The sequence below is a fragment of the Streptococcus parasanguinis genome (assembly GCF_000963275.1).
Classification (GTDB): domain Bacteria; phylum Bacillota; class Bacilli; order Lactobacillales; family Streptococcaceae; genus Streptococcus; species Streptococcus parasanguinis_B.
Genome location: NZ_JYOW01000001.1, coordinates 1,797,579 through 1,810,287, shown reverse-complemented (window position 1 = coordinate 1,810,287; position 12,709 = coordinate 1,797,579). Strand labels below are relative to the sequence as shown.

Annotated in this window: 10 protein-coding genes and 1 pseudogene; 8 read left to right on the top strand and 3 right to left on the bottom strand. The window is 41.2% G+C overall.

The genetic code is table 11. The features are described 5' to 3' along the window. Nucleotides 1-197: 197 nt before the first annotated feature. Nucleotides 198-809: a 30S ribosomal protein S4 gene (gene rpsD, locus TZ97_RS08490; protein WP_003002210.1), complete on the top strand. Its 612-nt coding sequence runs from the start codon at nucleotides 198-200 to the stop codon at nucleotides 807-809. A 189-nt stretch (nucleotides 810-998) separates the two neighbouring features. Here the strand turns inward: rpsD and TZ97_RS08485 are convergent, their stop codons facing one another. Further along, complete coding sequence (locus TZ97_RS08485; protein WP_003001962.1) at nucleotides 999-1,532, bottom strand: TetR/AcrR family transcriptional regulator; 534 nt, start codon at nucleotides 1,530-1,532, stop codon at nucleotides 999-1,001. A 133-nt stretch (nucleotides 1,533-1,665) separates the two neighbouring features. On the opposite strand from TZ97_RS08485, the gene TZ97_RS08480 reads away from it, so the two are divergent. After that, entirely contained in the window at nucleotides 1,666-4,461 is a 2,796-nt protein-coding gene (locus tag TZ97_RS08480) for a YhgE/Pip domain-containing protein (protein WP_045760048.1), read from the top strand. An 86-nt stretch (nucleotides 4,462-4,547) separates the two neighbouring features. Here the strand turns inward: TZ97_RS08480 and TZ97_RS08475 are convergent, their stop codons facing one another. Together TZ97_RS08475 and TZ97_RS08470 are read right to left on the bottom strand one after the other, a co-directional pair. Continuing rightward, nucleotides 4,548-5,231, bottom strand: coding sequence for a DUF4947 domain-containing protein (locus tag TZ97_RS08475; protein WP_052690161.1), 684 nt, complete (start codon nucleotides 5,229-5,231; stop codon nucleotides 4,548-4,550). 89 nt (nucleotides 5,232-5,320) lie between these two features. Beyond that, a pseudogene (locus TZ97_RS08470) lies at nucleotides 5,321-6,567 on the bottom strand (carbohydrate-binding domain-containing protein). A gap of 214 nt (nucleotides 6,568-6,781) precedes the next feature. Between TZ97_RS08470 and TZ97_RS08465 the strand changes: the two are divergent. The 6 genes from TZ97_RS08465 to dltB all read left to right on the top strand — a co-directional run bounded on the left by TZ97_RS08465 (nucleotide 6,782) and on the right by dltB (nucleotide 12,706). Further along, nucleotides 6,782-7,561 (top strand): polyphosphate polymerase domain-containing protein, encoded by a 780-nt coding sequence (locus TZ97_RS08465; RefSeq protein WP_045760046.1) that lies wholly within the window; start codon nucleotides 6,782-6,784, stop codon nucleotides 7,559-7,561. Next, nucleotides 7,554-8,237 carry a DUF4956 domain-containing protein gene (locus TZ97_RS08460; RefSeq protein ID WP_045760045.1) on the top strand — a complete coding sequence of 228 codons (684 nt, stop codon included), beginning with the start codon at nucleotides 7,554-7,556 and terminating at the stop codon, nucleotides 8,235-8,237. The genes TZ97_RS08465 and TZ97_RS08460 overlap by 8 nt, the downstream gene beginning before the upstream one ends. A gap of 92 nt (nucleotides 8,238-8,329) precedes the next feature. Further along, nucleotides 8,330-9,589: a S41 family peptidase gene (locus TZ97_RS08455; RefSeq protein WP_045760044.1), complete on the top strand. Its 1,260-nt coding sequence runs from the start codon at nucleotides 8,330-8,332 to the stop codon at nucleotides 9,587-9,589. Nucleotides 9,590-9,758: 169 nt separating this feature from the next. Further along, complete coding sequence (locus TZ97_RS08450) at nucleotides 9,759-9,887, top strand: teichoic acid D-Ala incorporation-associated protein DltX (protein ID WP_003002102.1); 129 nt, start codon at nucleotides 9,759-9,761, stop codon at nucleotides 9,885-9,887. Nucleotides 9,888-9,905: 18 nt separating this feature from the next. After that, nucleotides 9,906-11,456: a D-alanine--poly(phosphoribitol) ligase subunit DltA gene (gene dltA / locus TZ97_RS08445; protein ID WP_003002048.1), complete on the top strand. Its 1,551-nt coding sequence runs from the start codon at nucleotides 9,906-9,908 to the stop codon at nucleotides 11,454-11,456. Next, complete coding sequence (gene dltB / locus TZ97_RS08440; protein WP_045760043.1) at nucleotides 11,453-12,706, top strand: D-alanyl-lipoteichoic acid biosynthesis protein DltB; 1,254 nt, start codon at nucleotides 11,453-11,455, stop codon at nucleotides 12,704-12,706. The genes dltA and dltB overlap by 4 nt, the downstream gene beginning before the upstream one ends. The last annotated feature ends 3 nt before the right edge of the window (nucleotides 12,707-12,709 follow it).

The window sequence follows — 12,709 nt, the reverse complement described above, 5'->3', positions numbered from 1 at the left end:
TGAAGGACTTTACAAAGTTTCTATTCCGTGATAGAATAGAATTTGTGCGAAATGACAGCAGGACAAAATGAAGCTCGTCAACAGGAAGTCAGCTAGAAAAGTAACCTTTGCTGTTTGGGCGAAGGCTTTCTGAACGAATCAGGTTTGTCTAAAACGTTATTTCCTACAAAAATTATTTTTATAGGAGGACATTTTAAATGTCACGTTATACAGGACCATCTTGGAAACAATCTCGCCGTCTTGGCTTGTCACTTACAGGTACAGGTAAAGAATTGGCACGTCGTAACTACGTACCAGGTCAACACGGACCAAACAACCGTTCAAAATTGTCAGAATACGGTTTGCAATTAGCTGAAAAACAAAAACTTCGTTTCTCTTACGGACTTGGTGAAAAACAATTCCGTAACTTGTTCGTACAAGCTACTAAAGTTAAAGAAGGAACTGTCGGTTTCAACTTCATGCTTCTTTTGGAACGTCGTTTGGATAATGTTGTTTACCGTCTTGGACTTGCGACTACTCGTCGTCAAGCTCGTCAATTCGTTAACCACGGTCACATCCTTGTTGATGGAAAACGCGTTGATATCCCTTCATACCGTGTAACTCCAGGTCAAGTGATCTCAGTTCGCGAAAAATCAGCTAAAGTTCCAGCTATCCTTGAAGCTGTTGAAGCTACAGTTGGACGTCCAGCATTTGTATCATTCGATGCTGACAAACTTGAAGGTTCATTGACTCGCCTTCCAGAACGCGATGAAATCAACCCAGAAATCAACGAAGCACTTGTCGTTGAATTCTACAACAAAATGCTTTAATTTCAAGAAAAAACTTGCAAAAAGCCTACAACAGTGGGCTTTTTGTTTTGTCTTAAAGGGTTGATTTCTGGGTTTGTTCAGTTACAAATTTTCTAAAGCTGTTTCATTAAATGAGAAAGTTTTTTGTTTTCTTAAAACCTAAACCTGCTAATAAAAAAACTCCTGATCTAGATCGATCAGGAGAGACTGTTACCGTAACATTTTCATTAAAAATTCAGCCATTTGTTGAGGGCTTTCTTTTTTTCCGCGAGAAACCCACATTTGACAGACTCCGAAGAAGGCATTGGTCAGATAGACAGAACTGTAGACTCTTTCAATATCTGTTAATGATTTATGACTATAGCGCTCTTGCAAACTATCAACCAGAAGAATCTGTAATTTATGTCGTAAGAAGGTCTGGATCTCCTTGGTTCCATTCTCTGTCAGAAGAACCGCGAAGAGTGGCTCCTTGGTTAGAAATTCGAACACTTCTGTAATCGCTTGGCGCTTGTCATCTTGGTGTTTATCAAAGATATATTCAAGCTTGTGAAAGAGTGCTTGTTGGTAGCGCTCGATCATGTCATACTTGTCTCGATAGTGGGTATAAAAGCTAGAGCGACTAATGCCGGATTCTTGTGCTAACTCAACCGTCGTGATTTGGTCGAATGATTCCTTTTCGAGTAGTCGAACCATCGCCTCCTCGATATTTCGTTTTGTTTTTAATCGTTTATTGCTCTCAGTCATCTGTTAATCCTTTTTGCACAAAATTGTACACAGTGTCTAAAAATAAGATTTTCTACTTGTGAAAATTTCTAAAAACTGTATAATCTATTATATCAGAAATTTAGACAATGTGTATAAAAAGGAGACAAAAAATATGATGAAAGAATGGAAGGCTGTTCTTAAAAAGCCAACATTTATCATTGTCATGATTGGAGTTGCGTTGATTCCAGCTCTTTATAATATTATTTTTCTATCTTCCATGTGGGATCCATATGGAAAGGTTTCGGATCTTCCTGTAGCGGTTGTCAATAAGGATCAATCTGCTACATATAATGGACAAAAGATGGAAATTGGAAAAGACATGGTGTCCAATTTGAAGGACAATGACTCACTTGATTTTCATTTTGTAGATGAGAAAGCTGCGAAAGATGGTCTCAAAAATGGCGATTATTATATGATTGTAACCCTGCCTGAGGATCTTTCAAAAAAAGCTAGCTCCATCTTAACCAATCATCCGGAACAGATGACCATTGATTACCAAACGTCCAGTGGTCATAGTTTTATCGCAGGAAAAATGAGTGACACTGCGATGACAAAAATGAAGCAGTCAGTGGCTGAAAAAGTGACCAATACTTATACAACAGCTTTATTTTCTAAAATGGGATCGCTTAAAACTGGTATGGGGACAGCGGCAGATGGAAGTGCTAAATTAGCAGATGGTGCAAGTAAATTGGAAGATGGTGGTCAAACACTGTCTACTAATTTGAATACATTGGCTCGTTCAAGCTTAGCATTTTCAGATGGTGCAACCACTCTTCGTACAGGTCTAGCAGCCTATACAGATGGTGTTGGTCAATTAGGAAATGGTCTCAATCAAATGGCTGGTCAACTTCCAAACTTGGTATCTGGTGTCAATCAATTAAATAATGGGTTTGGTACTTTTAATACAGGCTTGATGGCTTACGCTACCGGAGTGGATCGATTAGGAAATGGTCTCAATCAAATGGCGAGTCAAACCCCTCAGTTGGCCTCAGGAGTTGGTCAATTAACCAGCGGTATGGGGACCCTCAATGATGGTCTTGGGAATTATACCAATGGCGTGCGTCAATTGAATTCGGGCCTATCTAACTTTTCAAATGGTTTAGCAACCTATACAAATGGAGTCGCTACTTTATCAGAAGGAGCGGGTCAATTAAGTAGTCAATCTGCTACCCTTCGAAATGGGGTTTCTCAATTAGAATCAGGTATTCAAACATTATCAAGCCAGCTACAAGCTTCTACAAGTCAATCTGCTCAGATTGATCAATTGGCAGCTGGTTTAAACCAATTAAATGCAGCGATTCAAAATGCTACAGTAGATACCAGTCAACTTTCGTCTGGATTGACGAGTATTGCGAATTCAGCTCAATCAATCCTTGCTTCAGCCCAAGCGGATCGTGCAAATGCCCTTGCAAGTGTGCAAGGAACAGCAGCCTATCAAGCAATGACAGCTGACCAACAAGCGGAAATCAATGCGGCAATCTCATCGAGCCCAAGCTCGAGTGAAACGGCGGCTCAAGGAATCTTGACTACGATTCAAACGATCCAAGGTAGTTTGAATACAGGAAATAGCTTGACACAACTGCAAACGGCAGCCAATCAAGTTTTACCGACAGCTTCTTCTACCTTGACAGACTTGTCAAGTGGCTTGTCTAAGATCCAATCCGCAGTTAGTGGACAATTGTTGCCAGCTAGTCAAACCATCAGTCAAGGGATCAGCGCTTATACAGCTGGTGTCGATAAAATCGCTAATGGAGCAACCCAACTTCAGACGAATAGCAGTACTTTAACAAATGGGGCTAGTCAGTTAGCAGCAGGTGTTGGTCAACTAGATAGTAAATCATCAGAATTACTTGCAGGAAGCAATCAATTGGCTTCTGGTCTAGGTGAGTTAAATGGGAAGATGCCTGCCTTGACATCAGGTATGAATCAACTGGCTTCAGGAGCGACCCAATTAACAGGTAAGTCGGGTGAATTGGTTGCTGGTGCTGGAAAATTAGCTGACGGTGTAGGACAATTGAACAGCAAGACTCCAGAGTTGGCAGGTGGTGTCAACAAACTTGTCACTGGTGTCAATCAGTTGACAGAAAAATCAGGTCAATTGGTGACTGGTGCTGATAAACTAGCCGACGGTGCAAATCAAATCTCAGATGGGTCCAGCAAATTAGCAGCAGGTGGCCAAACATTGACAAATGGTTTAGGTGAATTAGCAACAGGAAGCCAAACCTTGAGTCAAGGATTAAACGATGCTAAGGGACAATTGAATGTGGCTACAACTGAAAAAGAAAACGCTAAAACCTTAGCAGATCCTGTCACTTTGTCTAAAACAGACCATGACAATACCCCTGTGAATGGTGTCGGAATGGCTCCTTATATGATCTCGGTAGCTCTCTTTGTTTGTGCCTTGTCAACCAACATGATCTTTGCAAAACTACCATCCGGCAGTCATCCTGAAAGTCGCTGGGCATGGTTTAAATCTCGCTTTGAGGTCAACGGAACGATTGCGGTGATTGCAGGAGTCTTGGTCTATGGTGCCGTTCACTTGATTGGTTTATCAGCTAATCATGAGATGGCTACTCTCTTCCTTTGTGTGATTGGTAGTGTGGCCTTCATGTCTATCGTGACTGCTTTGACAACATGGCAAAGAAAGATCGGTGCTTTCCTTTCCTTGATCCTCTTGCTCTTGCAATTGGCTTCTAGTGCAGGAACCTATCCTCTTGCTTTGACAAATGGCTTTTTCCAAGCCATTCATCCATTCTTGCCAATGAGTTATACCGTTTCTGGTCTTCGTCAAACGATTTCGATGACAGGAGAAATTGGAAATCAAGTGGCCTTCCTTCTGATGACTATTGTCCTTTTTGCAGGACTCGGAATGTGGTTCTATAATCCAAAAAAATATGAAGAGGACTAATCTTCAGGAACTCCCAACAGAATGTGTTGGGAGTTTTTTATTTCATGTGAAACAAAAATTCTCGCTTGTTTAAGCGAGAATGTTTATTATTTAAAGAAGACGACATCAGGATTTGGAGTAATATAGAGAAGTTGGTCGTTTTCAAAGACCAGTTGGATGGTGTTGTTTTTATAGGTGTAAATGGTATAGTCTACTCCGGATTTAGAAGCTTGTTTGAGATCAACAGCTCCCATCAAAAAGGCGTGAGCTTGTTCCCCTGTGATTTTCCCCTCGTGGTAGAGCCCTTTAATATTTTCTAATTCGGTATTTTCAAAAGATTCAGCAATATAAGCAGGGTCTGTTATTTGTTTCTCTGGATTCCCAAGGATCTTTTGGACAAGGGCAGTGGTATACCCTTCATAATCCGGCGTCTGGGCAAAAATAGTATCGTCATTTCTAGAGTAAGCTACTTTTAGGTTCCCTGTTGCATAAATCTTATCTTTTGGAGCTTCTTGAGCATTTCTAGGGAGTCCTTCGGTTGTGACGATGTCAGAAGTGGTTTCCGTAGTAGTTGAGGGAGAGCTAGAGGAGTTGCTTGAGCTATTTGAACTGGTTGAGCGACTCGGGAGGCTAGAACGACTCGAGCTACTTTTTTTAAAGGTTTTCTTTTTTGAGCTGGTAGTAGTGGGTACTTTTTTAAAGTTGATCTTAAGGTCCGGCATACAGGCTGATAGAAAAAGAAGAGACAGCAACAGTGTGAAGAAAAGAGGGAGTGTTTGTTTTTTCATCATGTTCCTTTCGATAAGCTGATTGATTTTCTATTCTATCATAAAAAGGGTAACAAAAAAAGGTCAGGAAGAAATCCTGCCTTTATTTGTTATTATGGATGCCCACCTCCAGGTCCACCGCCTTGAGGTCCGCCACCACCTGGAGCCCCACCGCCTCCAGGCATGGAGTTGACAATTTCCGTTTGTTTTTCACCGTTGATATAGATGTCTCCGCCAGTGTAGGTAGCAGTACCATCAAAGTCGAATCCAGATTGTCCCGTTAATTTAATGGTTCCTCCGGTAACAGTGATATTTCCATTCGAATCAATTGGATCGGTATCACCTTGGCCAACTTCAACGTTGAGGGTTCCACCATTCATAGTGAAGAAAATTTCATCTTGGTTAGCATTGGCATTGGCCGCATTGACACCGTCATCGGTTGCATAGATGGTGATATCTCCACCGTTGATGGTGATCGATTTTCCTTCTAGACCTTCGACAGAATCGGTTACCTTGTAGGTTCCGCTATCGATGATCAGATCACCAGAAGCATGGATTCCATCGTCTCCTGCGGTGATGGTCATTTTGTTGTCTGAAAGATACATGGTTCCGACCGAAGTATCTTCATCATTATCCACCTTGACTGCATCTTCATCTGCATCGATGGTCATGGTCGTACCAGTGATATTGAGTTCGTCATTGACGTTGAAGGCATCTCCTACAGCCGTGATCTTATAGGTTCCACCTGTGATATGGAGAGTGTCATTAGCCTTGATACCATTGTTCTTCTTGGCATCAATGTTGAGCGTACCTGAACCATTGATGGTGAGGTCGCCTTTAGAGAAGATCACTGCATCGGCATCTTCATCATTATTTGAACTTGAATCAGACAAGGTATTGATCGTGCCATCTGCTAGGGTAAGGTAGACATGACCTGCTTTCGTAGCAGAAATTAGCGCGTTGGTGTTGGTCATGGTAACGCCTTTCAAGACGATGTGACATCGTCTGAGTCACCCGCTTCGACCTTGATTTGAACCCCATCGGATTCACCAGAGATGACATAGGTTCCAGGCTTTGAGATGGTCACAGTTGATCCAGATACAGCTACGCCGTCACCTGATACACTTGCAGACGAACCAGACAGTTTTACAGTAGAGGCTTTGCTTTCATCATAAGAGCTGTCCTTGTCCTTATCTGTAAAATAGTTGGAATTGTTTGTTTTATTTTTTGAAGTAGAAGTAGCGGTTGTTTGTGCAGTATTGCTTTTTGTAGCTGATTGTGATGACGCCTGGGTGCAAGCTGTCAGTAAGGTGAGGGTTGCGGCCCCCGTTAATAAAAATTTCCATTTGTTTGATTTCATGAGCTTTTCCTCTCGTTCAATTGATATGCTCCTAGTCTAAAGTTGCTAGCTGAAAGTTTCCTAAAGTTTTTCTGAAAGGAACCTTAACTTTAGTTTTCTTTAAGTTTGGCTTAATGACCAGTTAAGAAAGTCCCATTAAACTAGAAAGCACGTAAGTCGTATTCATACTTACCGAAGGTTAGAAACAATAGATCCCCCTTAAAGGAGAAGAAACATGAAAAAAACAATTGAGACAAGTTTCAAACGAATCGAAACAAAATATATCGTCGCAAAAGATGACGTGAAGGACTTGATCAAAGACTTAAAAGAATACGTCGTAGAAGATAATTACCCAACCTCAACCATTTCAAAAATTTATTTTGATACGGAAAATTTTGATGTCATTCAAGATGCTCTTGCCAAACAACACCGCCGTGAAAAAATTCGGATGCGGACATATATAGAAAAACCTCAAGCAGACAGTCCAGTATTTCTAGAGGTGAAGTCAAAAGATGAAGAAGGAATTGGCCATAAATTCCGTCTAGTCGCCACTTCGCAAGCCATTATCAACTTGATGACAGATGGGAAAGTAGATCATCAGATACAAGATCCAGACTTAGTGCAAGAGATTCAGAGATTGCGCAAACGTTATGGTCATCGATTGGAACCACGGATGTTCATTTACTATGATCGTCTGTCTCTCAAAGAAAAGAAATCCATTCAGGGTTATCCTTATCAGAAGATTCGCGTGACAATCGATCAAAACTTAGTCTTTCGAGACCAGGCTGTTAGCCTTTTTGATGGGAAGAAAGGAGAACCTCTACTAGAGGATGACTTCGTGATCATGGAAATTAAGGCTCCTGGGCAAGAACCTCAATGGTTAAAGGATATTTTAGAGAAGTATGGTTTGGTGAAACAGAAATTTTCAAAATATAGCTGTGCTTATCATAAATCACAAGGCTTGGATTATGCCCCAAGACCAGTTCAAGAAACGGTAGGTGCTGCCTATGTCTAATCTATTTGATTCTATTTTTAATAATGCTACAGCAACAGTGGATCCCTTGCGCTTACTGCTGGCCCTTTTGGTCAGCCTCTTTCTAGGGCTGGCCCTATCTTGGACCTATAAATACCGGACACTTTACACTCGAGAGTTTGTCATTAGTTTGACCTTGCTTCCTTGTATGATGACCTTAGTGATCTTTTTGGTCAATGGAAGTTTGGGAACCTCGATTGCAGTGGCAGGGACCTTTAGTTTGATCCGTTTCCGGTCAGCTACGAGTGGTTCTAGAGAGTTGATTGCGATTTTTCTTGCCATGATTATAGGACTAGCGGCAGGTTCGGGCTATCTTTTATTGGCCATTTTATCAACCCTTTCTTTACTAGGAGTGTGGCTGGTATTAGAGAACAAACAGAGTAAGGCAGACCATCAACGGCGCCGTCATTTGACCATAACTGTCTCAAAACAAGATTCTGTTGCAGAACAAATCAGCCAGTTGTTGGATCAAAGTTGTTCAGAAATTGACTTTATTTCTGTCACAACGGCCCAAGCTGGAGAACAACTGACCTTGAACTATGAGGTAAATATGGAATCGAACATCGATGATTTTGCCCTTGCCAATCTATTGATTAGCAAGATTGAAAATTGTGATGTCGCTCTGACAAAGAAAGCGAAGAAAAGAAAGAATCTATAACGGCTATCCTACTTTAGGATAGTTTTTTAGGGTTTTAAGAACTTTTTAAGAAAAAGTGGTATACTGTTTCTAAAAAATGGAAGGAATCCTTTATGAAAAAGACTGCTATTTTTGAAGATGTCGTCTCTATTATGACCCATGATTCATCTACCATCAAGGATCGAAAAGGATGCGATCCAGAGCCTTTTCGAGAAAACATTACAGATGATATGACAGATGATGCCTTTCTCTATCAAGTGAAGACTTACCTAGCTAGTTTTGGGGTGATCGGGCATGTTTCCTTTCGAGATAAAAAGGCCAGTCAAAAAGGGTTTCTTTTGAGAATAAATGGACAGAAACTGTATGTTGAGGAAGCTAATGAAGATACGGGTCTTCAAGTAGGAGATCAAATCCTAGCTCTGGATGGAAGTGACTTGGATCAGATAGCTTCTCTTCATAAAGACTATTTTATCAGCAAGACCCCTGAAAGACACTACCGAGAATGGGCAGATTTGGTCTCTCAGTCAACGAGTGTCACCCTGCTTCGAGAAGGGGTAGAAAAGACCATTAAAGTAGTACCCAGTCGAGAATCGATCCAAGATCATATCTTTTGGAAACGATTAGACGATGAGATTCTTTATCTTCGTCTAGATAACTTTATGGATGAAGGATCTTTGGGTCGTTTATATCAAGAGTGTTTACCGATGATGACGGAAGTCAAGTTTCTTCTCATTGATGTGAGACGTAACAGTGGGGGGACAGATTCTTTATATTTCCCTCTATTACATCTAGGCTTAGAAAAGGATCAGGGCTATGATTCGCTTGACTGGGATGATGATGGCATGGAAATTCTCTACACGGAACGTAATGTTGACCTGCGCTTGAAAGATTTTGAGAACTGGATGCAACAGGAAGAAATTAGTCCTGAAACAGTTAAGCTGCTTGAAGATATGAAAGAGGATTTGCTCCGCCATAGGGGAAAAGGCTATGTGGCATATAAGGAAGAAAGCGAGGAATTCTTCCCAGAGGTTAGAGGTGGCCACTATCCTGAACAAATCTTTATCTTATCAGATATTTATTGTGCTTCATCTGGGGATAACTTTGTTCAGATGATGAAGCAGTTTAAGAAGGTAACGGTGGTGGGTCGACCAACTCTCGGAATTCTAGACTACTCTAATTGTTGTACGGTTGATTATGATAATTTTTGTTTAATGTTTCCCACTTCTCGCTGTTTAAGCGTGGATCAAGGGAAAGGAATGACGGATCAGGGTGTTCTACCCGATATAGAGATTCCTTGGACACCTAGCCATTTCGAGAGAGATGTGGATCTGGACAAGTGTCTGGAGTTGATTCATCAGGGGACTGTGAGATAGAATAGGATTTCAACCAGAAAACTGATTAAAGAAAAATGCTATCGTTAAACGGCTTGAATGATCTGAAATGATAACGTTTTCTACGACATTCTCACTATGTTTAAAATTGCTTACTTGGTATAAAAAATGGTAAAATAGTGAATAACAATCAAAATGAAGAGTGAAACTTATGAAACATAAAACACTTTATAAATTTATCGGGCAGACGGTCTTGTATTTTGCCATTTTCCTAGCCCTACTTTATTTCTTTAGTTACCTTGGTCAAGGTCAGGGTGGCTTTATCTACAACGAATTTTAGAAAAGGAGACTCCTAGCCGTGTCAAACCAACCAATTACTGATATGATCGAGACAATTGAACGTTATGCGCAACTACAACCAGACTATCCTGTCTACAATGTCCTTGGTGAGGAGCATACCTATGGCCAATTGAAGGCTGATTCAGATAGCTTGGCTGCCCACATTGACCAAATGGGACTTCCTGAAAAGTCACCTGTTGTGGTCTTTGGTGGACAAGAATATGAAATGTTGGCAACCTTTGTGGCCTTGACAAAATCTGGTCATGCCTATATCCCAATTGATAGTCACTCTGCCTTGGAGCGCGTGTCTGCCATTGTTGAAGTAGCAGAGCCAAGCTTGATTATTGCCATCAATGAATTTCCATTGGAAAACCCAGCTGCTCCAATCATGTCCTTGGAGCAAGTGCGTGAAGCTTATGCGGCTCAGAATGCGTATGACTTGCAACATCCGGTCAAAGGGGATGATAACTACTACATCATCTTTACCTCAGGGACAACTGGGAAACCAAAAGGGGTGCAAATTTCGCACGATAACTTACTCAGCTTTACCAACTGGATGATTACGGACAAGGAATTTGCAACGCCAGAGCGTCCGCAAATGTTGGCGCAACCACCCTATTCCTTTGATTTGTCTGTCATGTATTGGGCACCGACCTTAGCTCTTGGAGGAACGCTTTTTGCTCTTCCATCAGCCATTACTCAAGACTTCAAACAACTCTTTGCGACGATCTTTTCTCTTCCGATTGCTATCTGGACTTCAACACCATCTTTTGCAGATATGGCCATGTTGTCTGAAGATTTCAATGCTGAAAAGATGCCAGGAATCACCCATTTCTACTTTGATGGAGAAGAGTTGACCGTTAAAACCGCTCAAAAATTGCGCGAGCGTTTCCCAAATGCGCGTATCATCAATGCTTACGGGCCAACAGAAGCAACTGTAGCTCTTTCGGCTGTAGCCGTAACAGATGAGATGTTAGCGACTTTGAAACGTCTACCAATTGGTTATACCAAAGAAGATTCTCCAACCTTCATTATTGATGAGGCAGGAAACAAATTGCCAAATGGTGAGCAAGGGGAGATCATCGTATCTGGCCCAGCCGTTTCAAAAGGTTATATGAATAATCCAGAGAAAACAGCAGAAGCCTTCTTCGAATTTGAAGGCCTTCCAGCCTACCATACGGGAGATGTCGGAACCATGACGGATGAAGGTCTCCTTCTCTATGGTGGACGGATGGACTTCCAAATCAAGTTTAACGGTTATCGTATCGAGCTAGAGGATGTCTCTCAAAACTTGAACAAATCGAAGTATATTGACTCAGCAGTCGCTGTACCGCGTTATAATAAAGATCACAAGGTCCAAAATCTCTTGGCCTATGTCATCTTAAAAGAGGGCGTCAAAGAACAATTTGAGCGCGAAATTGATATCACGAAAGCCATTAAGGAAGATTTAGAAAACATCATGATGTCTTATATGATGCCTTCAAAATTCCTCTATCGTGACAGCCTGCCATTAACACCAAACGGGAAAATCGACATCAAAGGGTTGATTAGCGAGGTTAACAACCGATGATCGAGTTTTTGAAACAGCTCCCTCATTTAGAACACTATGGAACACCGATCTATTTTATCTACCTCATTCTAGCTTTTTTGCCGATCTTTGTGGGCCTCTTTTTCAAAAAGAGATTTCCGATCTATGAAGGACTGGTGAGTCTGATCTTTATCATTTTGATGCTGACAGGTTCAAATCTCAAGCAAATTTATGCCCTGCTCTTTTACGTAGTCTGGCAAATCTTGATTGTGTATTCCTACAAGATCTATCGTCAGAAAGCGGACAACAAGTGGATTTTCTATCTTCATTCCTTCTTGTCTGTCTTGCCCCTGATCTTTGTTAAGGTAGAGCCAGCAATCAAGAATGGGCACCAATCCTTGTTTGGATTTTTAGGGATTTCGTATTTAACCTTCCGGGCTGTCGGAATGATCATCGAAATGCGAGATGGTGTCTTGAAAGAATTCACACTCTGGGAATTCTTACGCTTTATGCTCTTTATGCCGACCTTCTCAAGTGGGCCGATTGATCGTTTCAAGCGTTTTAATGAGGATTATAACGCTATTCCTGAGCATGAAGAATTATTGGATATGTTGGAGCAAGCTGTTAAGTATATCATGTATGGCTTCCTTTATAAATTTATCCTAGCTCATATTTTTGGCCACTTATTGTTAGGTCATGTGCAGACCTATGCCTTGTCTCAAGGTGGATTCTTCAATATCGGAACGCTGGGAGTCATGTATGTTTATGGCTTTGACCTCTTCTTTGACTTTGCGGGCTATTCCATGTTTGCTTTAGCAGCTTCCAATTTGATGGGGATTAAAAGTCCCATCAACTTTGACCGTCCTTTTAAATCACGTGATTTAAAGGAATTCTGGAATCGCTGGCATATGAGTTTATCTTTCTGGTTCCGTGATTTTGTCTTTATGCGTCTCGTAATGGTACTGATGCGCAATAAAGTGTTCAAGAGCAGGATTACCACCTCAAATGTTGCCTACATTATCAATATGTTGGTCATGGGCTTCTGGCACGGGGTGACCTGGTACTACATCGCTTATGGGCTCTTCCATGGGCTTGGACTGGTCATCAATGATGCTTGGATTCGTAAGAAAAAGACCATCAATAAAGAAAGAAAAGCAAAAGGATTGGATCCTATACCGGACAATCGTTGGACCAAAGCTTTAGGGATCTTTATCACCTTTAACACAGTGATGCTGTCCTTCCTGATTTTCTCAGGATTCTTGGATCAACAATGGTTTCCAAAATTGAAATAAAAG

What these genes read in the sequence shown, in the direction of transcription:
- rpsD (WP_003002210.1), top strand. Translation starts at nt 198, where the DNA reads ATGTCACGTTATACAGGACCATCTTGGAAACAATCTCGCCGTCTTGGC.
- TZ97_RS08480 (WP_045760048.1), top strand. Translation starts at nt 1,666, where the DNA reads ATGATGAAAGAATGGAAGGCTGTTCTTAAAAAGCCAACATTTATCATT.
- TZ97_RS08475 (WP_052690161.1), bottom strand. Translation starts at nt 5,231, where the DNA reads ATGATGAAAAAACAAACACTCCCTCTTTTCTTCACACTGTTGCTGTCT.
- TZ97_RS08465 (WP_045760046.1), top strand. Translation starts at nt 6,782, where the DNA reads ATGAAAAAAACAATTGAGACAAGTTTCAAACGAATCGAAACAAAATAT.
- TZ97_RS08460 (WP_045760045.1), top strand. Translation starts at nt 7,554, where the DNA reads ATGTCTAATCTATTTGATTCTATTTTTAATAATGCTACAGCAACAGTG.
- TZ97_RS08455 (WP_045760044.1), top strand. Translation starts at nt 8,330, where the DNA reads ATGAAAAAGACTGCTATTTTTGAAGATGTCGTCTCTATTATGACCCAT.
- TZ97_RS08485 (WP_003001962.1), bottom strand. Translation starts at nt 1,532, where the DNA reads ATGACTGAGAGCAATAAACGATTAAAAACAAAACGAAATATCGAGGAG.
- dltB (WP_045760043.1), top strand. Translation starts at nt 11,453, where the DNA reads ATGATCGAGTTTTTGAAACAGCTCCCTCATTTAGAACACTATGGAACA.
- TZ97_RS08450 (WP_003002102.1), top strand. Translation starts at nt 9,759, where the DNA reads ATGAAACATAAAACACTTTATAAATTTATCGGGCAGACGGTCTTGTAT.